Below are 21,300 nucleotides of genomic sequence, written 5' to 3' on the forward strand. Positions count from 1 at the left end.
GTGGCGAGGGGATTTATCCCCGATGGGTCGCGAAGCGGCCCCTTCTCTGGAATTGGAAGAAGAGGCCGCTGTGCGGTTCATCGGGGGTAAATCCCTCACCACAAGGGATTTTTTACAACTTCACATCGTACTGATGCGCAGTTCTTGTATTTACTTCACATTGCTCGGGATTGGGCCTTCAGCCACACCCAGGTCGTCTTCTTCACGCTCGTCGGAGATACCGCGACCACCGGAAGCCAGCTCGGTCTGCAGTTGATCGGTGTCCAGTTCCTTGACCCACTTGGCCACGACGATGGTCGCTACCGCGTTACCGACCAGGTTGGTCAGGGCGCGGGCTTCGGACATGAAGCGGTCGATACCGAGGATCAGCGCCAGACCGGCAACCGGCAGGTGACCTACTGCCGACAGTGTCGCGGCCAGCACGATGAAGCCCGAACCGGTCACACCCGCCGCGCCTTTGGAGGACAGCAGCAGTACCAGCAGCAGAGTGATCTGGTGGGTGATGTCCATGTGCGTATCGGTCGCCTGGGCGATGAACACGGCGGCCATGGTCAGGTAGATCGAAGTACCGTCGAGGTTGAACGAGTAACCGGTCGGGATCACCAGACCAACAACCGATTTCTTCGCGCCCAGACGCTCCATCTTGATCAGCATGCGTGGCAGTGCCGATTCCGACGAAGAGGTGCCCAGTACGATCAACAGTTCTTCACGGATGTAGCGCACCAGCTTGAACACGCTGAAACCGTGAGCCCGGCAGATCGCACCCAGCACCAGCACGACGAACAGGACGCAGGTGATGTAGAAGCAGATCATCAACTGGCCCAGTTGCACCAGCGAGCCGACACCGTAGGCACCGATGGTGAACGCCATGGCACCGAAAGCACCCAGCGGCGCCAGTTTCATGATCATGTTGATGATGTTGAACATCACGTGGGCGAAGCGATCGATCATGTCCAGCAGCGGACGACCGTACGAACCCAGGCGATGCAGGGCGTAGCCGAAGATCACCGAGAACATCAGCACTTGCAAGATGTCACCGGTGGCGAACGCGCCAACGATGGTGTTCGGGATCACATTGAGGAGGAAACCGACAATGCTCTGGTCTTTACTGGCCGTCACGTAGGTGGCGATTTTCGAGGCGTCGAGGGTGGTGACGTCGATGTGCATGCCGGCGCCCGGCTGCACAACGTTGACCACGACCAGACCGATCAGCAGGGCAATGGTGGAAACGATTTCGAAGTACAGCAGCGCGTAGCCGCCGGTCTTGCCCACCGACTTCATGTTCTGCATGCCGGCGATGCCGCTGACAACAGTACAGAAGATGATCGGGGCGATGACCATTTTGATCAGCTTGATGAAGCCGTCACCCAGTGGCTTGAGGGCCACACCGGTCTGCGGATAGAAGTGACCAAGCAGGATGCCGATGGCGATGGCAACGATCACCTGGAAATACAGGGATTTGTACAGTGGCTGACGAGTCGTCATTGCAGGTTTCCTCAAGCGTCCAGCGGCAACATCCATCTGTCGAGCGCTGAACCTTAATTGCGAACCCTCCTGCACTGGAGGGATTTGTTGTTGGAACGGCATCTTTCCGGGCGGAGAAATGCACGCTTCTGTCGCTTGTATCGCAAACGTCGTGCCAGATTGGTGCGAATGGCAGCAAGCCTTTTGATATCAGGGGCTGCGGGATTTTCCTGTCACCAATCAGTGACTTGAGGCATGGCGGATTTCCGCCAACTGAGCGTTCGGCGTCCTGCAATTTGGCGGAAATCCGCCTTGTTGCGTTGCCGGCCCGCCGTTACGATCGGTGCCTGAACAAGGATTGCCGCTTATGCGCGAACGCACCATCGCCAGCCATTTCGCCCGTGCCGCCCTTGGCGGTGCACGCCGGCGCGGCCTGGATTATTCAGGCCTGTTGCAGCAACTTGGGATCAGCGCGGAATTGCTCGACGAGCCCCGCGCGCGGATTGCCCCGGAGCAGTTCACCCGGCTGATTCAGGGCTTGTGGCTGGCGCTGGACGACGAATACCTGGGTTTCGGTAACGCCCCGAGCAAGCCCGGCAGCTTCGCCATGATGTGCCACGCCTCGATTCACTGCCGCAATCTGGAGAAGGCTCTGCAACGTGGCTTGTTGTTCTACAGCCTGTTCCCCGACGCCCCATGCCTGACCCTGCGCCGTGAAGACGAATGGGTGCGTTTGAGCCTGGACGACGCGCAGTGGTGGGACCCGGATCACTTTCTCAGCGAGAGTCTATTGGTGATCTGGCACCGCCTCGGCAGTTGGCTGATCGGCCAGCGCATTCGCCTGGAGCAAGCGACTTTCAGCTATCCGCGCCCCGAGCACGGCGGCGAATACGATCTGCTGTTCCCCTGCCCGCTGACCTTTGATGCCGAGCAGAGCAGCCTGCTGTTTCACAGTCGCTACCTGGCCATGCCGCTGTTGCAGGACGAACGCACGCTCAAGCATTTTCTCGAACGCTCCCCCGCCGACCTGCTCTCGCGCCCGGACGACGGCGACAGCCTGAGCAGCCGCCTGCGCCGCTTGCTCAGCCGCGACGCTGCGCACTGGCCTGATCTGGAAGCGGTTGCGGCGCATCTGCATATCAGCCCGCAGACCTTGCGCCGGCATTTGCGCGAGGAAGGCACCAGTTTTCAGGAGCTGAAAGATCAACTGCGGCGGGATATCGCCATCTACCATCTGGGCCGCGCGGATCTGTCGTTGCAGCAGATTGCCGAGCAGCTCGGGTTCTCTGAGCCTTCGGCGTTTCACCGGGCGTTCAAGAAATGGACGGGGCTGACACCGGGGGCTTATCGGGCGCAGGAGTTGTGAAGTCAGACGCCTTCGCGAGCAGGCTCGCTCCCACAGGAGAATGCGTTTCAAGGTGGGAGCGAGCCTGCTCGCGAAGAGGCTGGCACTGCCAACCTTCACACCGCAGGAAAATGAATCCTGAACGCCGCCCCGCCCATCGGTGAATCACCCAAAGCCAAACGCGCGTTGTAGCTTTCGATGATGTCCTTGACCACCGCCAGCCCGATGCCCTGCCCGGGATGCTGGGCATCCAGGCGTTCGCCACGCTCAAGAATCCGCGCACGCTGATCGAGTGGCACGCCCGGGCCATCATCCTCGACGCACAATTCGATCCCGGCCAAGGACTCGCGCACGCTGACCCGCACTTCGCCGAGGCACAGGCGGTAGGCGTTTTCCAGCAGGTTGCCGAGCATTTCCAGCAAGGCGCCCTGCTCGATCGGCACGTAGCAGTGCTCGGGCAGATCAAAGGTCACGCGCACGTGTTTGTCGCGGTAGACCTTGTCCAGCGTGTCGCAGAGGCTTTTGAGCACTGGTTGCAGGCGCACCTGATGGCGCACCAGGCCGCTTTTGCGCAGGCTGGCCCGTTGCAATTGGTAGCTGATCTGCTGGCTCATGCGTTCGATCTGACTTTGCAGCACCCAGGCCTGATCGCGGTCTTCCGGGCGCTGGGCCATGTCTTCGCTGACGCCTTGCAGTACCGCCAACGGGGTTTTCAGGCTGTGGGCGAGGTCGTCCAGGGAGTCGCGGTAGCGGCTGCGTTGCTGGCGTTCGCTGAGCAGCAAGCGGTTGAGCGAGCCGGTCAGGCGCAGCAGTTCACGCGGGTGTTTTTCCGTCAGGCTTTCGCGGGTACCGCCTTCGATTTCGTCGAGTTCCTGGCTCAAGCGGCGCAAGGCCTTGAGGCCCCAGGTCAGGCCGATCCAGAGCAGCGCCAGCAAGACCAGCAATGCCGCGCCGAAGCCTAGATAGAGATTTTCGCGCAGGCCTTCGAGGGTGGTTTCGTATTCGCGCACCGGTTGCAGAGCGACGATGCTGAACGCTGCGCTTTTGCCGCCGAGCAATTTGACTTCGACGTCGTAGACGAAGAACTCCTGACCGCTGGCTTCACGAATCCGCGCGAACTCGTTGCCGAGGCCGTCGTAGCGCGGTTTGTAGTTGATCTGTTCTTCCTGGGTGGCTTTCGAGCGCCACACCAGTTTGCCGTCGCGGTCGTAGATATAGCCGAGCAAGCGGAAATCGGTGAGGTTGAAACGCTCGTCGGGCAATTGCGACGGCATCACCAGCCGACCGTTCTCCACCCGTGCGGCGGAGATCAATGTGGTGACGTCGGAGGCCAGGCGTTGTTCGATCGAGTCCTGCAAGGCAAGGCTGAACGCGCCCTGCATCGCCGGCAACAAAGCGAGCATGAACAACACCGCCAACGTGGTGGCGGCGAGCATCAAGCGAACGCGAAGAGAACGGATCAAGTGCAGCGCTCATTGAACAGGTAGCCAAGGCCGCGCACGGTGTCGATCGGCTTGAACCCGGCCGGGCCTTCGAGCTTGCGGCGCAGACGGCCGACCAGCACTTCGATGACATTCGGATCGCGCTCGTCATCGTCCGGATAGAGCTGCTCCATCAAGCGATCCTTGGGCACCACCTGCTGATGGTGGCGCATGAGGTATTCGAGGATGCGGTATTCGTAAGCAGTCAGCGCCAGCGGTTGCTCATCGAGGCTGGCCTGTTTGCGATTGAGGTCGAGCAGCAACGGCCCGGCGACGATGGTCGACTGGGTGAAGCCGCTGGAGCGGCGCAGCAATGCGTTCAGGCGCGCATCGAGCTCTTCGAACTGGAACGGCTTGACCACGTAATCGTCGGCACCGGCGGCGAGCCCTTCGACCTTGTCCTGCCAGTTGCCGCGCGCGGTGAGGATCAGGATCGGGAAGGTCTTGCCGCCCGAGCGCAACTGGCGGATCAGGTCGAGGCCGCCCATGCCCGGCAGGCCGAGATCGATCACCGCCAGATCGAAGTTGTACTGACCGGTCTGGTACAGCGCCTCCTCGGCATTGGCCACGGACTCGACCACATGACCGCTTTCCGTCAGGCGGGTTTGCAGGTGATGACGCAACAGCGCCTCGTCTTCGACGACCAACAGTTTCATGCCTTTCTCCCTATCACTTGAACTCTCCAGGCAACTACCTGTGGGAGCGAGCCTGCTCGCGAATCCGGTGGATCAGCCAAGCAAATGTCGGCTGATACACCCCTTTCGAGCAGGCTCGCTCCCACACTTCAATCGGCGGCAACCGCTTAGAAATAGTAGTTGGCCGACAGGTAGGTCTGCGCGCTGCTGGTCAAGTCCAGCGAGCCCTGTTTGCTGCCGCCGCTCTCTTTCATTTCGGTGCTGGCGTTGCTGCGCAGGTAACGGTAACCGAGTTCTATCGAGGTGTTCTGCGAAACTTGCTGCAACACACCCACCTGGCCACCGATGGCGTAACCGATATCGCTGTCACGGCTGAAACCTGGCGAATCCTGCGTCAGCTTGGTCAGACCGGCCGTGGCGCCACCGAACAACTTGGTGCTGCCGCCCACCGGGTAGAACAGGTCATAGCTGCCGAGCAGATTTTCCTGGCGCAGTTTAACGCCATTGTGCGAGCCGGAGACGTTGTCGTAGGTGGCGTAGTAGCGGCCCTGGCTGTTTTGCTGACCGAGGCGCATGCCGTAGGTGTTGTTGCCGTCGATGGCCCCGGTGACGTTGGGGTTGCCGAGATTGTTGTTGAGCGCGTGGGACTTGTCGATCTTGTCGCTGGTCTGGCCGAACGTCAGGCCGGCGAAGTTGCTGGTGTCGTCGGCGTTCGCCGCGATGCTGGAGCCTAACAGGGTAAAAGCCAGCAGCAGTTTGTTGATACGAGTCATGGGTATTTCCTCTTTCACAGTGCTGTTTGGGTATGGCGCAAGGTTACTGAGCCGCCCCTGTACGGCCCCTGAACCGTCTCTGAACCTGACCTGAACCGGATCGACTAGGCTGTTCTGACCACTTTCAATAAGGAGACCCGACCATGCGCCTGTTCCTCGCCCTCACTTTGCTGGCAGTCAGCAGCTTCACCCAGGCTGCGATCAAGACTGAAGAAATTCCCTACCAAAGCGCCGACGGCAGCCAACTGATCGGCTACTACGCCTATGACGACGCGATCAAAGGCCCACGCCCCGGCGTTGTCGTGGTCCACGAATGGTGGGGGCTGAACGATTACGCCAAGCGCCGCGCGCGGGATCTCGCCGAACTCGGCTACAGCGCGCTGGCCATCGATATGTACGGCGACGGCAAAAACACCGAGCACCCGAAAGACGCCATGGCGTTCATGCAGGCAGCGACCAAGGACGCCGATGCGGCGAGCAAGCGCTTCGCCGCCGGGCTCGATCTGTTGAAGAAGCAAAAGCAGACCGACCCGAACAGGATCGCCGCCATCGGCTATTGCTTCGGTGGCGCCGTGGTGCTGAATGCGGCGCGTCAGGGTGTGCCGCTGGCCGGCGTGGTGAGTTTCCATGGCGCGCTGGCAACCAAGACCCCGGCGACTCCGGGCAGCGTCAAGGCGAAAATCCTCGTCGAGCACGGTGCGCTGGACAGCATGGTCACTCAGGACCACGTCACCGCGTTCAAGTCGGAGATGGACAAGGCCGGGGCGGACTACCAGTTCGTCAGTCTGGATGGCGCCAAGCATGGTTTCAGCAACCCGGATGCCGATCGCCTGAGCCATGGCGAGCATGGCGGGCCGGACATTGGTTACAACAAGGCGGCGGATGAAAAGTCGTGGGCGGATATGCAGGCGTTCTTCAAGAAGATTTTCGGTTGAGTCAGTAAAGACCGAGGCGCGGCTTTCGCGAGCAGGCTCGCTCCCACACCGGATATCTGTCGCCCAGAAGATCCCTTGTGGGAGCGAGCCTGCTCGCGAAGGCTTCACCGCCGATCTCGACCTCGCCCCGACTAACCGGCAAAATGCCCGCCATGCATACCACCCCCGCCCTGCCCGCCTGCTGCACTGCGCTCGACAGCCATTGGCCGTTGCCGACGGTCCTGGTCGATACCGTGCTGCTCAGTACCCACTTCGACCCGGCACGCCTGCTTGGCGATGACTTCCAGCGCAGCGCTGTGCCGGCGCCGCCGAGCATTCAGCGCTCGGTGGCCAAGCGCCAGGCCGAGTTTCTCGCTGGACGCATCTGCGCGCGGGCCGCGCTGCAACAACTCGAAGGCCTGAATATCGTCCCGCCGATTGGCGAAGACCGCGCGCCGGTTTGGCCGGCGCACATCTGCGGTTCGATCACCCACAGCACTGGCCGTGCGGCGGCGATTGTCGCCAACAAACAGCACTGGCGCGGCTTGGGCATGGATCTGGAAAACCTGTTGAGCCACGAGCGCGCCGAACGTCTGGCCGGGGAAATTCTCACCCCGGCGGAATTGCAGCGCATGGCGGCAGGCTCGCAGGAGCAATTGGCGCTGCGGGTGACCCTGACGTTTTCGGTGAAAGAGAGTTTATTCAAAGCGCTGTACCCGATCGTGCAGCAGCGCTTTTATTTCGAGCATGCCGAAGTGCTGGAATGGACTGCGGCGGGTCAGGTCAGGCTGCGGTTGCTGACTGATTTGTCCAGCGAATGGCGCAACGGATCGGAGCTGGAGGCGCAGTTTGCAGTGCAGGATGGGCAGTTGTTGAGTCTGGTCAGCATTCAAGCCTGAAGTCTTGCATTGCCTGCATGGTCCTCATCGCTGGCAAGCCAGCTCCCACAGTATTCGCGGTGAACGCAGATACAATGTACACCTGCAAAACCTGTGGGAGCTGGCTTGCCAGCGATGGGGCCAGCCCTGCCACCACACATCCTACCGGCGCTCCTGATTCCTCGGCCAGCTCAGACTGAAACACGCCCCACCCAGGCTCTTGCTCTTGCCAATGATCGCCCGGCCGTCGTGCCAGTGAATGATCCGTCGCACAATCGACAGTCCCAGACCATGCCCGCCCGAGGCCCGCGTGCGGCTATCGTCCAAGCGCAGAAACGGCGTGAAGATCCGTTCCCATGCCACTTCCGGCACGCCCGGCCCGTCGTCCTCGACGTCGATCCGGCAACGCAACTGGCCGACCTGATAACTCACCGTCACCTGCGAATGCGCATGGCGCATCGCGTTGCCCACCAGATTCTGCAGCGCCCGATGCAGATAACGCGGCTCGGCCTCGACCCACGCGCCGTCGTTGTCGGCCGATGACAAACACAAACCGCGCTGCACCGTGACCTCGGCGCGCAGCGGCGCCAATTCTGCGATCACCTGATTGACCAGCGCATCCAGATCGATGCGCTGGAAAGTCAGCGCCGGCGAGCCCTGCTCCAGTCGTGCGTAAGTGAGCATCTCGTCGACCAGTTTATCGAGGTCTTCGATGTCGTGATCCATGCCTTCGCGGTATTTCTCCAGTGCCTGCGGGGTGGTCGCCGTGCCGATCATCTCCAGACCGAAACGCAGCCGCGCCACCGGCGTGCGCAGCTCATGAGACACCGCGCGCACCAGTTCACGCTGGATCGCCAGCAACTGCTGCAAGTGCTCGGCCATGCCATTGAACGCCGACGCCAGCCGCCCAACCGAGTCGGCACCGCGCGCCGGCACACGGGTTTCCAGGCTGCCCTTGGCGATGCGCGTGGCCGCCGCTTCGAGGCCGCGCAAACGTCGCTCGAGCTGACGCACCAACAGATAAACGATAAGGCCGATCAGGGTCAGGCCCAGCGCGGCAATCAATACCAGCCATTCCGGCGGGTACGGATTCATCTGATACAGCGGGCCGATTTCCAGCACCCACGGCGTGCCGACCATGCCGGCGAAGACGCGGATCGAATCGCCGCCCTTGCCCAGCGCCATCACCGTATCGCCCTCGGCCACGCGGCGGCTCTGGTCTTCGTCCATGTCGGCGTCATTTACCGTGACCAGACGCAGATCGAAGCCGAAGCCTTTTTCCTGCTTTATCTGCGCCAGACGCTTGGGCTGTTCGCCGACCGGTACCCGCACCAGTTCATCGGCCAGCAGGTAAATGGTCGCCCGGGCCAGTTGCTCGCTGATTTGCTGCACCTCGCCCACCAGCATCATTTGCTCTTTTTCGCTGATCAGCCGATAGACCTTGGCCGCGTGTGGCCCGGTCTGCTCGACCAGCGCCTGACCTCGCAACACACGGGTGCGCTGGGCCAGATCGAGGTCGGTTTCGGCGAATTTCTTCAGCGTCAGCGGAATACCGAGCAGCCGCTCCCACACCAGCAACGCGCGATGGCGTTCGGTCTGGTTCATCGGTTGCAGATTATCGGCCATCAGCGAGAAAGTGCCGTGGGCCAGGCGCTCGCGGTATTGCTCGCTGCGCACCTGATTGAGCAGGTTCAGCGCCAGCACGCCGAGTACCGCCACCAGAATCAGCGCGGCGCACATGCCGCCGTAGATGCGCAGGAAGATCGAATTCACAGCGCCAGGTCTGCGCAGGCTTCCGGGACGAACAGGTAGCCTTTGCTGCGGATGGTCTTGATCAGGCGCGGATGATCGGGGTCATCGCCGATTTTCGGACGGATGCGCGAGATGCGCACGTCGATCGAGCGGTCCTGGCCGTCGTAGCCGATGCCGCGCAATGCAGTGAAGATTTCTTCCCGGGAAAGAATCCGCCCGGCGTTGGACACCAGCAGCCACAGCAGGTCGAACTCGGCGCTGGTCAGCTCGATGCCGTTGTCGCTCAGCCAGGCTTCACGTAACGCGTTGTCGACCACCAGTGGACCGAATTGCAAACGCCGGGATTTTTCCGCGACCGGCTCCGGTGTGTCACTGCGGCGCAGCAAAGCCTGGATCCGCGCCAGCAACAAGCGCGGACGCACCGGTTTGCATACGTAGTCGTCGGCACCGAGGTCGAGGCCGTGGATCTGATCAGCGTCATCGGTGCGCGCGGTGAGCATCAGGATCGGCCCGTCGTACTGGCTGCGCACCTTGCGGCAGATGCTCAGGCCATCCTCGCCGGGCAGCATCAGATCGAGGATCACCAGATCCGGCTGCTCCTTGATGATCCGCGCCGCCGCCAGCGCGCCGTTGCCTTCGATCTCCACGCGCAGGCCATTGGCTTGCAGGTAATCGCGGGTGAGCTCGGCCAGTCGCTGGTCATCCTCGACGATCAATACCTGCCAGGTTTGTTGCTCCACCGGTGACCTCTGCTTGCTGTTTTTATTAAAAGAAGAAAGACAATCGCCTGACACGGACAAAACCTGTGGGAGCGAGCCTGCTCGCGAAAGCGTCTGTTGCACCAGCTCAGTGGTCAACCGATTCGCGAGCAGGCTCGCTCCCACAATCCTGCGTGTACCTCCCGATCATCTGTCATGTTTCAGGAGGATAAAAATGCCCATGCACCCAGCGATTGTATAAACGCCGCTCACCCGGAAAACAAGTCGGTAAATGCGTTCGGACAAGGCGGAATTCTGTGATAGGGTTCGCGCCCTTAAAAAACCGCTGAAGCGTTTTTCCAGGCAAAAAAACAGTGACAAACGGTCTGGCTCAGCAAGTTCGCGGCCTACACGCGTTTTCGCTGTTTCTTACACAAATTACGCACAGGCTTATCCACAGGTAGTACGTTGCAATCCCCCCCTGAAACGCATTATCTTGTAGCACGGCGAAAACAGAGACCCTACATATAGGGTTTTCACCTAAAACGCCCAACCACATTTCAGACCTGAAACTCAAGTGCTTTATGGCCAGTTTCCGGTAGAACAAGCGAGTTTTTTCAAGCCCAAACCGCACTGGCGGATGGCACCGTTTTATTTGGTCCGAAACGGACAAAACGGTATGGGTGTTGCAGTCATGACTGCCACCCGCGAAGGAATCCGGTGGCGAGCTTCGGCTCGTAACCAAAACTTCGGCAAGGATGCGGCGTTGCAGCCTTTTTCCTACTGTTCCGAAGTTTTTAATGCCGACGCCCGTCGGTTGCAGTGCTTCGGTACAGAACGGTGAGCACCATGACGGTGCCAAACAAACATAGAGAATGTGGAGACCACCCCCCATGCAAACCGACACAACTCGCGAGAACCCGCAGGGCACCTTGCCGCAGGCCGCCGATTCGACTTCGGATCTGGCAGCCACCGCGCCTGGCCAGCTGCGCGTGATCAAGCGTAATGGCACTGTCGTTCCTTACACCGATGACAAGATCACCGTCGCTATCACCAAAGCGTTCCTCGCAGTTGAAGGCGGCACCGCTGCCGCCTCGTCGCGAATCCACGACACCGTTGCGCGCCTGACCGAGCAGGTCACCGCGACCTTCAAGCGTCGCATGCCATCGGGCGGCACCATCCACATCGAAGAAATCCAGGACCAGGTCGAACTGGCCCTGATGCGTGCCGGCGAGCAGAAAGTCGCCCGTGACTACGTGATCTACCGTGACGGCCGTTCGAAAGAGCGCGCAGCGCACGCTCCTGCCGAAGCAGCAGTCAACGCGCACCCGTCGATCCGCATCACCCGCGCCGACGGCAGCCTCGCGCCGCTGGACATGGGCCGCCTGAACACCATCGTCACCGAAGCCTGCGAAGGCCTGGAAGAAGTCGACGGCGACCTGATCCAGCGCGAAACCCTGAAGAACCTGTACGACGGCGTGGCCCTGACCGACGTCAACACCGCACTGGTGATGACCGCCCGCACCCTGGTCGAGCGCGAGCCGAACTACTCGTTCGTCACCGCCCGCCTGCTGATGGACACCCTGCGTGCCGAAGGCCTGAACTTCCTCGAAGTCGCCGAAAGCGCCACCCATCACGAAATGGCCGACCTGTACGCCAAGGCTCTGCCGGCGTACATCGCCAAAGGTATCGAGTTCGAACTGCTGAACCCTGTGCTGGCCACCTTCGACCTGGAAAAACTGGGCAAGGCGATCAACCACGAGCGCGATCAGCAATTCACCTACCTGGGCCTGCAGACCCTGTACGACCGCTACTTCATCCACAAGGATGGCGTGCGTTTCGAACTGCCGCAGATCTTCTTCATGCGCGTGGCCATGGGCCTGGCGATCGAAGAGAAGCAGAAAGAAGACCGTGCGATCGAGTTCTACAACCTGCTGTCCTCGTTCGACTACATGGCTTCGACCCCGACCCTGTTCAACGCCGGTACCCTGCGTCCACAGCTGTCGAGCTGCTACCTGACCACCGTGCCGGACGACCTGTCGGGCATCTATCACGCGATCCACGACAACGCCATGCTGTCGAAATTTGCCGGCGGCCTGGGCAACGACTGGACGCCGGTTCGTGCGCTGGGTTCGTACATCAAGGGCACCAACGGCAAGTCGCAAGGCGTTGTGCCGTTCCTCAAAGTGGTGAACGACACCGCCGTGGCCGTGAACCAGGGTGGCAAGCGCAAAGGCGCGGTGTGTGCCTACCTGGAAACCTGGCACATGGACATCGAAGAGTTCATCGAGCTGCGCAAGAACACCGGTGATGATCGTCGTCGTACCCACGACATGAACACTGCCAACTGGATCCCTGACCTGTTCATGAAGCGCGTCTTCGATGACGGCAAGTGGACCCTGTTCTCGCCATCCGAAGTACCGGACCTGCACGACCTGACCGGTAAGGCCTTCGAAGAGCGCTACGAGTACTACGAAGCGCTGACCGAGTACCCGGGCAAGGTCAAGCTGTTCAAGACCATCCAGGCCAAAGACCTGTGGCGCAAGATGCTGTCCATGCTGTTCGAAACCGGCCACCCATGGCTGACTTTCAAAGACCCGTGCAACCTGCGCAGCCCGCAACAGCACGTCGGCGTGGTCCACAGCTCGAACCTGTGCACCGAGATCACCTTGAACACCAACAAGGACGAAATCGCCGTTTGCAACCTGGGCTCGATCAACCTGCCGAACCACATCGTCGACGGCAAGCTCGATACCGCCAAGCTGCAACGCACCGTGAACACCGCCGTGCGCATGCTCGATAACGTGATCGACATCAACTACTACTCGGTGCCGCAAGCGAAGAACTCCAACTTCCGCCACCGTCCGGTCGGTCTGGGCATCATGGGCTTCCAGGACGCTCTGTACCTGCAGCACATCGCCTACGGCTCCGACGCTGCCGTCGAGTTCGCCGACAAGTCGATGGAAGCGGTCAGCTACTACGCGATCCAGGCTTCCTGCGACCTGGCCGACGAGCGCGGCGCCTACGAGACGTTCAACGGTTCGCTGTGGTCCAAGGGCATCCTGCCACTGGATTCGCAACAGATCCTGATCGAACAGCGTGGCGAGAAGTACATCGACGTCGACCTGAAGGAAACCCTCGACTGGGCACCGGTTCGCGCCCGTGTACAGAAAGGCATCCGTAACTCGAACATCATGGCCATCGCACCGACCGCGACCATCGCCAACATCACTGGCGTCTCGCAGTCGATCGAACCGACCTACCAGAACCTGTACGTGAAATCGAACCTGTCGGGCGAATTCACCGTGATCAACCCGTACCTGGTTCGCGACCTGAAGGCTCGCGGTCTGTGGGACTCGGTCATGATCAACGACCTGAAGTACTACGACGGTTCGGTGCAGCAGATCGAGCGCATCCCGCAAGAACTCAAAGAGCTCTACGCGACCGCGTTCGAAGTGGACACCAAGTGGATCGTTGACGCCGCCAGCCGTCGTCAGAAGTGGATCGACCAGGCCCAGTCGCTGAACCTGTACATCGCCGGCGCATCGGGCAAGAAGCTCGACGTGACCTACCGCATGGCCTGGTACCGCGGTCTGAAAACCACCTACTACCTCCGTGCCCTGGCCGCGACCAGCACCGAGAAGTCGACCATCAACACCGGTAAACTGAACGCTGTTTCCAGCGGCGGCAACCACGGCGACGATTCGGTTCTGGCCGCTCCGGCAGGTCCGGCGCCAGTGCCAAAGGCCTGCGCGATTGACGAGCCGGATTGCGAAGCTTGCCAATAAGCTGAGCTGATTCAGGCGTTGCGAGACGCCTGATATCTCGAGAAAAAAGAAAACCCCCGACAGACTTGCTGTTTGTCGGGGGTTTTCTTTTTTCCTGAAACACTGCGGCTCTAACGAACCGGCAAAAAGACTCCTCAACTGAAAGAGTCTTTAACAGTGCTTAACGGCGGCAACCGCCGTTATTGAAAGGACCTGCCACGCGGACCCAGCCGCTGGCTTGCGGGACATTGCTGCACATAGTGCGGCCGGTCGAAGCCGACTCATACAACCACCAGGAAGCCGGTGCCGCCTGAGCGATTACAGCACCCAGCAACAAACTTGCGGCCAAAGTCAGACCAAAACCCATACGCAGCGACATAACGATCTCCATTTCACGTGAATGTCTCCAACACGAACAGCGCAAGACAAGCATCTTGCCGACTCAAGCAGAAACGATATTAGAAGTGCCGAAACCCAGCACTTATCAATCATCAAAAGACTCGACGAAAGAGGGCGAACCTTACGCCACCGCGCAATCAATAACAACACTCAAAAGATCAGAACAACGTAACTATCTAACTATTAAATACTTAAAAACCGTGCAACCAGGCACAAAAAAACATACAACGATAGTTGCATAAATGGATCAACTAAAAAAGCAAAGTGGTTAATCCAAACGCGCCATCACGGCATCTTCCTTAACGATAAAACTTCCATTGATAAAGTTTAGGCAAACGCTCAAGGCGCAAAGCCTCCACCTAGCGCCAGGTGCAACGTCATTTGGGCCTGAAGACGCTCGAAGCGATTCTGTGCTAGAGAAATTTGCGCCGCCCGACGACTTTCTTGCAGATCCAGCCACTCTTTTATACCCGTCTGCCCGCTGCGATACCGAATCTCGGCCAATCCTTCGGCTTGGGTTGCCGCCGCCAGTGCCTGCTCACGTCGCCTTCCCTGCTCAGCTAGCTGAACTTGTGCCGACAGCGCATCTTCGACTTCCGCCAAAGCGCTATAGAGTCCTTGCCGAAATTCGATAACCGCTACCTGATAGTCCACTTCAGACAGGCCAACTGTGTACTTTCGAACATTCCATTGAACGAACGGCAAGCTAATGCCAACGCCCAATAAGCCAACCGGATTACTGAGTACTTGGCGTAACTGCTGACTTGCGCCAGTTGTCAAATTGCCGGTGAGCGAGAAAGTTGGGTAGAAGCTGGCACGCGTTGCATCATAGTTTGACAGCGCTTGCCGCAACCTCCATTCCGCAGCTTGCAGATCGGGGCGCCGAGCAATCAATTCGGCAGGCAAGCCTGCCGGTACATCAGGCAAGGGCGACGATGGTAATTTTTCAAGTTCGGAAAAGCGATGCTCGGGCGCCTGATTGAAAATGATAGCCAGCGCATTGCGCGCCACTTCAAGTTGCTGCAGATAATCGCTAAGCACAGCACGCTGAGTGGCCAACACCTGTTCGGCTTGCGCCTCTTCCAACCCAGTTGCCGCGCCAACTCGATGTTGGGCCTGCACCAAATGCAAAGTTTGCTCGGCGTAGCGGATACTTTCCCGCGCCGAACTGGCCAGTTCATTGAAGAGACCAATTCGCCAATACAAGCGCGCGGTGTTACCGACCAGGCTCAGAGAACTGGCGCGTCGATCAAAGTCAGTCGCCAGTAATGCCCATTGTGCAGCATCGCGCGCGCTCGCCAGTCGCCCCCACAAGTCGATCTCATAACGCACCGATGAAGAGGTTGAAAATCGACGCTGACTTGAATTGCCGCGATGAAGGCCACGACTCCAATCCGCCCCCGCCCCCACATCAAGATCCGGCGCGATATCAGTGCCTGTAAGTCCTGCCTGAAGTGTGGCCTGGCGCACCCTCAGGCCAGCAACAGCCAAATCGTTATTACGCACCAGTGCGTCGTCGATCAACGTGCTCAGGCACTGATCGGAAAAAATTTCCCACCATCGCGCCTTGGTAACCAATGAGCGTTCGTGCGCGATGTCACCGAACCAGAAAGCGGGTGTCTGGACTTCCGGCTGCCGATAATCGCTGTGCAACAAAGTGCCACAGCCGCCCAGGCAAAGAGGCAACAGCAATGCCCAGGCACTGTTGAAGTTGATGCGCGTCATTCGCGGGACAACGCCTGAATCGGATCAAGTCTGGCGGCATTGCGCGCCGGGATATAGCCGAACAGAACGCCCACCAGAAGCGAGCACAGACAGGCTGAAATCATCGCCAGCGCAGTGAACTCCATCACGATCGTCTGCACGAAATAGCCAAATACCTGACTGACCAGCAAGGACAACAGGACGCCTAGCAGCCCCCCCAGCAGGCACACCAGCACCGCCTCGATCAGAAATTGCTGCAAGATGTCCGCACGCCGTGCGCCGACGGCCATGCGCAGGCCTATTTCCCGGGTTCGCTCAGTAACCGATACCAGCATGATATTCATCACGCCGATACCTCCCACCATGAGCGAAATCAACGCCACGGCGGAAATCAGCAGGGTCAGGGTATCTGTGGTTTTCTGTACGATTTTCAGGATGCTGTCGCTGGAACTGAGGAAAAAATCGGCGCGCCCATGCCGCGCCACCAATAGCGTCTGCAGCGCTTGTTCCGCCGCGGCGCTGACAACTTGATCCTTGAGCCGAACCTTGATGGAACTGAAATGGCTCTGCCCAAGCAAACGACTCATCACCGTCGTGTAGGGCAGATAAACCTGAAGGCTCGGTCCTGAAAAACCGTCATCGCGATTTTCCATGACTCCGACTATCGTGCAAGGCAGCCCGCCCACCAGAATCACTTGGCCCAGCGCTTCCTCCCAGTCCTTGAACAATCGTTTTCTAGTGTTGTGATCAATGATCACAGTCTGACCGCGACGCACTGCATCGCTGGCACTGAACACTACCCCTCGAACCATGCGGATGCCCATCACCTGGAAATAATCCTGACCAACACCATTGACGGTGCCGCTGACATGCACGTTGCGGTAGCGGATCGTCCGACTGGCATTGACCATCGGTGAAACGCTGTCGACCCAGCGCTGCGCCTGAATGATCTGCAAGTCTACTGGCTGCAATGTTCGTATCGAGTTCGCCTGCTCGTCACCCCAGTCCTTGCCTGGATACACATCGACTGTATTCGTGCCCATGGTACTGATGTCGCGTAATACTCGAGTCTGAGCACCCTGCCCCAGCGCCACTACCGAAACCACCGAGGCAATGCCGATGATGATCCCCAACATGGTCAACAACGTGCGCATGCGATGACTGCACAAGGCAGCCCAAGCTATCTTGAAGGCTTCGCGCAAACGTCGCCATTGCACCGCCGCCACTGGCTCGCGCTGCTGATCCTGCGATTTGCTTGCGCGCTCGCCGGACGGCCTCTGAACAAGTTTGCGGCCAGCATTCACCTGATCTGCGACGATCTCGCCGTCACGAATTTCGATGATGCGATCGGTGCACTGCGCCACTTGCAAGTCATGGGTCACGATGATGATCGTATGACCGCTGCGATGCAGCTCGCGCAGGATCGCCATTACCTCTTCACCACTGCGCGAGTCCAGCGAACCGGTAGGTTCGTCGGCCAGAATCACAGGGCCGCCGTTGATCAATGCACGGGCAATGCTGACTCGTTGCTGCTGACCACCGGAAAGCTGCGCTGGCAGATACTGCATCCGCTGCCCTAATCCAAGCCGCTGCAACAGCTCTTCGGCTCGTTGCCGATGCAGGGTAGATGGCTGATCGGCGTAAATCGCCGGGACCTGCACATTGGCTGCCGCACTCAGATGCGAGAGCAAATGAAAACGTTGAAAAATGAAGCCGAAGTGCTCGCGTCGCAACGTCGCCAGCTCATCGCTGCTCATTGAGAAGACGTCGGCGCCATTGATGCAGTAGCGACCGGCAGAGGGGCGGTCCAGACATCCGAGAATGTTCATCAGACTGGACTTGCCGGAACCGGACGGCCCGATGATGGCCACCATTTCACCGGCACCAATGGTCAGATTCACATTACGCAGTACTTGCGTCCTCGCCTCGCCATCAGCGAACCAACGCTGCACGTCCTCCAAGCGTAACAGCGGTATGACAGAGCGTGCTTCTTTCATCGGATCTGACGCAGAGCGCTCGGGCTCGTTAAAGCTGTTCATTGCGGCTCCGGCTCTTCGCCGATGACAACCTCGTCATGCTCCTTGAGCCCTTCCAGCACCTGAACGTTAAGGTCATTGCGTAATCCGGTTGTGACCAGCACTGTCTGCGGCTGGCCCCCTGTCATTCGGCGCACTTCGTAGCGGCCGTCAGCGGCGCGCCGACCCAGCGCGGCCACCGAGACCGTGGTGGCTTTCTGTGCTGATTCAAGCAGAACACTGACCTGTGCCGTCATCGAGGGACGTAACGAACGGTCGTCATTCGGCACGTCAAACAGCGCATTGTAATAAACCGCTGCGTCTGCACCGCCGCCAGTCGAGCCGCTCGCTCCCTGCGACTGCTCCTGCCGGGCAATGGACTCGGGCGCCGGTTCAACTGCACGAATATGGCTTGTGAAGCGTCGGTCTGGATCGCCCAGAATATTGAACGACACCGTTTGACCAGGCTTGACTCGAACTACATCGGCTTCCGATATCCGAGCCTCGACCGTCATACGGTCCAGCCGGGCAAGAATCAGCAATGTCGGAACACTCTGTGCTGACACGACCGTCTGGCCTTGTCTGGTGACTACGGCGATGACCTCCCCGTCCATCGGTGCGCTGATACGCGTGTAGCCCAAATTGACTTCGGCGATCCTGATTTCAATCTCTGCCTGGGAAATCTGTGCCGCCAAGGAAGCCAATTCCGCGCGCGAGCTTTGTAGTTGCGCCTCGGCTATTTCGAGATCGGCACGCGACCCAGCTTCACTGGCCACCAGGCTTTGCTTGCGACGAAAGTCCAATTGGTACTGGCGAATCATCGCCTGTCGGGCCTTGTACTGCGCCCGCACACTGAGCAATGCGGCTCGCGCTTTGAGCAGTTCATTCTGAGGTAGCAACGGGTCGATTTCAGCCAGCAACTGACCTCGGTGCACCGTATCGCCCAGCCCCGCCTTCAGGCTCTGGAGTTGTCCATTGACTTGCGCACCGACGCTCACTTGCTGGAAAGGTTTGACCGTACCGCTGGCCAACACGGTTTCTTCAATGTCTTCGATGACGACGGTCGCGGTCAGGTATTTCTTTGGCGCGGCGCCCCATTGATTACCCCACGAGACCCAGACCAGAAGAGCAGTCACGAACAGCGTTCCGAACGCAATTCGCAAGCGAGAGGAAAAAACCATGAATCGTTGCGTCCTTGTCAGCAGTTGGGCCAGCCGCTCATTGGGGCCCGGATTTGCGCGAGCAGGCAAATGAACCGGCTCGAGGAGACGGGTTCGTCAAGCATGACTGGCCCGGTGCTGCGCATTAAACAAGAAAGCCCCTCAAAGAGGGGCTTTGCGTTACAGCTTTTTACAAAACATCAATGTCAGGTCATCTGAATAATGGTCTGCATAATCGTGCTCTGCGTCGAAATGGTCTTGGCGTTCGCCTGATAGTTGCTCTGGCCTTTGATCAGATCAACCAGCTCATTGGTCAGATTGACGTTCGACTCCTCCAGCGAGTTGGATTGAATGGAGCCCAGCGTGCCGGTTTCCGGAGCGTCATAACCCGGGATACCCGAAGCAAAGGTTTCCTTCCAGCTGGTGCCGCCGACAGCTTGCAGACCTTGCTCGTTAGTGAAGCTGGCCAATGCGACCTGGCCGATGGCCTTGTTCTGGTTGTTGCTGAAGTTAGCGAACAGGGTACCGGTGCCGTCGATGGTCAGGTTGGTGATCTGGCCGGTAGCGTAACCATCCTGAGTCGGGATCGTGCGTGAGGTGTCGGCGTTGTATTGGGTGGTGCTGGCCATGGAAATGGTCACGCCATTCGGGTTCGCCGCTGCGCCATTAGGCGTGAAGTTGCCATTGGTCACGGTGCCCGGCACCCAGTTTTTCAACGTGAGATCGCTGCTAATGATCGGGTTAGTCGGATCAGCCGGGTTAGGCGTGCTCACCTGAACCAGTTTGCCTGAACTGTCGAACGTCAGCGTCGAAGCCACCGGCGGCGTGGTGACAGGGTTGGTACCGGTAGCGTCCGGGTTGCGACCATCAACCAGAGTGTAGACCTTCCAGACGTTGTCGCCGGTCTTGACCATGTACTGATCCATGACGTGCGAGTTGCCCTGAGTGTCATAGATCGGCGTGCTGAAGGACTTGGTGTAAGTCTCAGGCTTGGAAGGATCGAACACGACGGCAGTGGCGCCAGTATCGATGATTTTCGGTGCCGACGAATTCAGGTTGATGCTCGAGGTCACCGCCGAAGTGGATTTCGGCGCGAGGTTCGAAGTATCGATCTTCAAATCGGTCAGCACACCGTTGATGATCTTGCCATTGGCATCCACACCGTAACCCTGCAGACGCGAGGTGTAGTCGGTATTGGTAATGAAACCTTGGTCGTCGACCTTGAACGTACCGGCACGGGTGTACGAGATCGAGCCGTTGTTGCTCATGGTGAAGAAGCCGGAACCGTTGATCCCCATGTCCAGCACGTTGCCAGTGTTGTTGATGTCACCCTGGGTGAACTGCTGGGACACATTGGCCAGGCGCACGCCGTTGCCGATCACTTTGGTACCGGTACCCAAACGAGTGGCCGAGTACACGTCTGCGAATTCTGCCCGCGAGGATTTGAAACCGGCGGTAGCGACGTTGGCGATGTTGTTGCCGGTTACGTCGAGTTGTTTGTTGGCGGCATAGAGACCGCTAAGGCCGATGTTAAAAGACATGTTCCACTCCTTCGTGCCGGGTTAGTCGGCTCTATATACCAATGGTTTGTACTTTGGACAGGGCAACGGTGCCCTTGCCGGCCAGGTTGAGCATCAGCTCGCCACCGGTCTGGCTGATCGTCACGCTGTTGACGGTCGCTGGCAGATAAGTCGCCAGGTCCGTCGCGGTGCCGTTGATCGGTGCGTTGGCCTTGAATGTGTAAGTGCCGACCGGAACCACGGTGCCCGCGGTGTCCTTGCCGTCCCAAGTGAAGCTGGCATCGCCGGCGGCGCGGCTGCCCAGGTCGATGGTGCGCACGGTTTTGCCGTCCTTGTCGGTGATGGTCACGGTGCCGCCGGCAATCGACGAAGGCACGGTGACCGAACCGGTCAGGCCTTTGCTCGGGTCATCGAGCTGGGCGGTATTGGTCTGCACGATCACGTTGCGACCGACCAGCGACGACGCTTGCAGCGCCTGCGACGAGTTGTAGTTGCCGGCAAGGCCGCTGACGGTGGAGTTCAGCGTGGTGATGCCTTCAAGGCTGCTGAACTGCGCCAACTGCGCGACGAAAGCGCTGTTGTCCTGCGGGTCGAGCGGGTTCTGGTTTTTCAGCTGGGTGACCAGCAATTGCAGGAAAGCATCCTTGCCCAGCGCCTGGCCGCCGGTGGCACTGTTGGTCGCCGAAGCGATGCCGCCTGACGTAGTGCTGCTGGCCTTCTTCGATGAGTTGGCCAGGATGTCGTTCATGCTCAGGCTGCTGGTGGTATCCGTAACGCTCATGGCAGTCGCCCCTT

At 59.4% G+C, this 21,300-nt stretch carries 16 protein-coding genes; 4 read left to right on the plus strand and 12 right to left on the minus strand.

The window, feature by feature from the left end:
* Positions 1-150: 150 nt before the first annotated feature.
* Positions 151-1,485, minus strand: coding sequence for a dicarboxylate/amino acid:cation symporter (locus tag OC605_RS08650; protein ID WP_186567718.1), 1,335 nt, complete (start codon positions 1,483-1,485; stop codon positions 151-153).
* Positions 1,486-1,831: 346 nt separating this feature from the next.
* Here OC605_RS08650 and OC605_RS08655 point away from each other — a divergent pair, with 346 nt between their 5' ends.
* A complete protein-coding gene (locus OC605_RS08655; RefSeq protein ID WP_262136691.1) occupies positions 1,832-2,830 on the plus strand; it encodes an AraC family transcriptional regulator in 999 nt (332 codons plus the stop codon).
* 95 nt (positions 2,831-2,925) lie between these two features.
* Here the strand turns inward: OC605_RS08655 and OC605_RS08660 are convergent, their stop codons facing one another.
* From OC605_RS08660 to OC605_RS08670, 3 genes are all read right to left on the minus strand, one after another.
* A complete protein-coding gene (locus tag OC605_RS08660; protein WP_024013980.1) occupies positions 2,926-4,272 on the minus strand; it encodes an ATP-binding protein in 1,347 nt (448 codons plus the stop codon).
* Positions 4,269-4,946: a response regulator transcription factor gene (locus tag OC605_RS08665; protein WP_016773623.1), complete on the minus strand. Its 678-nt coding sequence runs from the start codon at positions 4,944-4,946 to the stop codon at positions 4,269-4,271. Before OC605_RS08665 ends, OC605_RS08660 begins: the two co-directional genes overlap by 4 nt.
* 146 nt (positions 4,947-5,092) lie before the next feature.
* The gene (locus OC605_RS08670; protein WP_262136693.1) at positions 5,093-5,698 is read right to left on the minus strand and encodes a porin family protein; all 606 of its coding nucleotides are present in this window, start codon (positions 5,696-5,698) and stop codon (positions 5,093-5,095) included.
* 143 nt (positions 5,699-5,841) lie between these two features.
* Between OC605_RS08670 and OC605_RS08675 the strand changes: the two genes are divergently transcribed.
* Positions 5,842-6,633 carry a dienelactone hydrolase family protein gene (locus OC605_RS08675; protein WP_262136694.1) on the plus strand — a complete coding sequence of 264 codons (792 nt, stop codon included), beginning with the start codon at positions 5,842-5,844 and terminating at the stop codon, positions 6,631-6,633.
* 152 nt (positions 6,634-6,785) lie between these two features.
* Positions 6,786-7,511, plus strand: coding sequence for a 4'-phosphopantetheinyl transferase (locus OC605_RS08680; RefSeq protein ID WP_262136695.1), 726 nt, complete (start codon positions 6,786-6,788; stop codon positions 7,509-7,511).
* A gap of 141 nt (positions 7,512-7,652) precedes the next feature.
* On the opposite strand, the gene OC605_RS08685 is transcribed toward OC605_RS08680, so the two are convergent.
* Entirely contained in the window at positions 7,653-9,263 is a 1,611-nt protein-coding gene (locus tag OC605_RS08685) for an ATP-binding protein (protein ID WP_073472175.1), read from the minus strand.
* Positions 9,260-9,982, minus strand: coding sequence for a response regulator (locus OC605_RS08690; RefSeq protein WP_056788095.1), 723 nt, complete (start codon positions 9,980-9,982; stop codon positions 9,260-9,262). Before OC605_RS08690 ends, OC605_RS08685 begins: the two co-directional genes overlap by 4 nt.
* A gap of 851 nt (positions 9,983-10,833) precedes the next feature.
* On the opposite strand from OC605_RS08690, the gene OC605_RS08695 reads away from it, so the two are divergent.
* Complete coding sequence (locus tag OC605_RS08695; RefSeq protein ID WP_024013986.1) at positions 10,834-13,728, plus strand: ribonucleoside-diphosphate reductase subunit alpha; 2,895 nt, start codon at positions 10,834-10,836, stop codon at positions 13,726-13,728.
* A gap of 160 nt (positions 13,729-13,888) precedes the next feature.
* On the opposite strand, the gene OC605_RS08700 is transcribed toward OC605_RS08695, so the two are convergent.
* From OC605_RS08700 to flgD, 6 genes are all read right to left on the minus strand, one after another.
* On the minus strand, positions 13,889-14,086 hold the full coding sequence (locus OC605_RS08700; RefSeq protein ID WP_232245600.1) for a hypothetical protein: 198 nt from the start codon (positions 14,084-14,086) through the stop codon (positions 13,889-13,891).
* Positions 14,087-14,445: 359 nt separating this feature from the next.
* Complete coding sequence (locus tag OC605_RS08705; protein ID WP_262136696.1) at positions 14,446-15,831, minus strand: efflux transporter outer membrane subunit; 1,386 nt, start codon at positions 15,829-15,831, stop codon at positions 14,446-14,448.
* A complete protein-coding gene (locus OC605_RS08710) occupies positions 15,828-17,807 on the minus strand; it encodes a MacB family efflux pump subunit (protein WP_262136872.1) in 1,980 nt (659 codons plus the stop codon). Before OC605_RS08710 ends, OC605_RS08705 begins: the two co-directional genes overlap by 4 nt.
* A 38-nt stretch (positions 17,808-17,845) precedes the next feature.
* On the minus strand, positions 17,846-19,006 hold the full coding sequence (locus OC605_RS08715) for an efflux RND transporter periplasmic adaptor subunit (protein WP_262136697.1): 1,161 nt from the start codon (positions 19,004-19,006) through the stop codon (positions 17,846-17,848).
* A 185-nt stretch (positions 19,007-19,191) separates the two neighbouring features.
* Positions 19,192-20,526 (minus strand): flagellar hook protein FlgE, encoded by a 1,335-nt coding sequence (flgE, locus tag OC605_RS08720; protein WP_125926494.1) that lies wholly within the window; start codon positions 20,524-20,526, stop codon positions 19,192-19,194.
* Between the two features lie 31 nt (positions 20,527-20,557).
* Positions 20,558-21,286 (minus strand): flagellar hook assembly protein FlgD, encoded by a 729-nt coding sequence (gene flgD / locus OC605_RS08725; RefSeq protein ID WP_016773615.1) that lies wholly within the window; start codon positions 21,284-21,286, stop codon positions 20,558-20,560.
* Positions 21,287-21,300 lie beyond the last annotated feature (14 nt).

The organism is Pseudomonas sp. Marseille-Q5117 (genome assembly GCF_946901175.1).
In the GTDB taxonomy this organism is placed as follows: Bacteria; Pseudomonadota; Gammaproteobacteria; order Pseudomonadales; family Pseudomonadaceae; genus Aquipseudomonas; species Aquipseudomonas iranensis.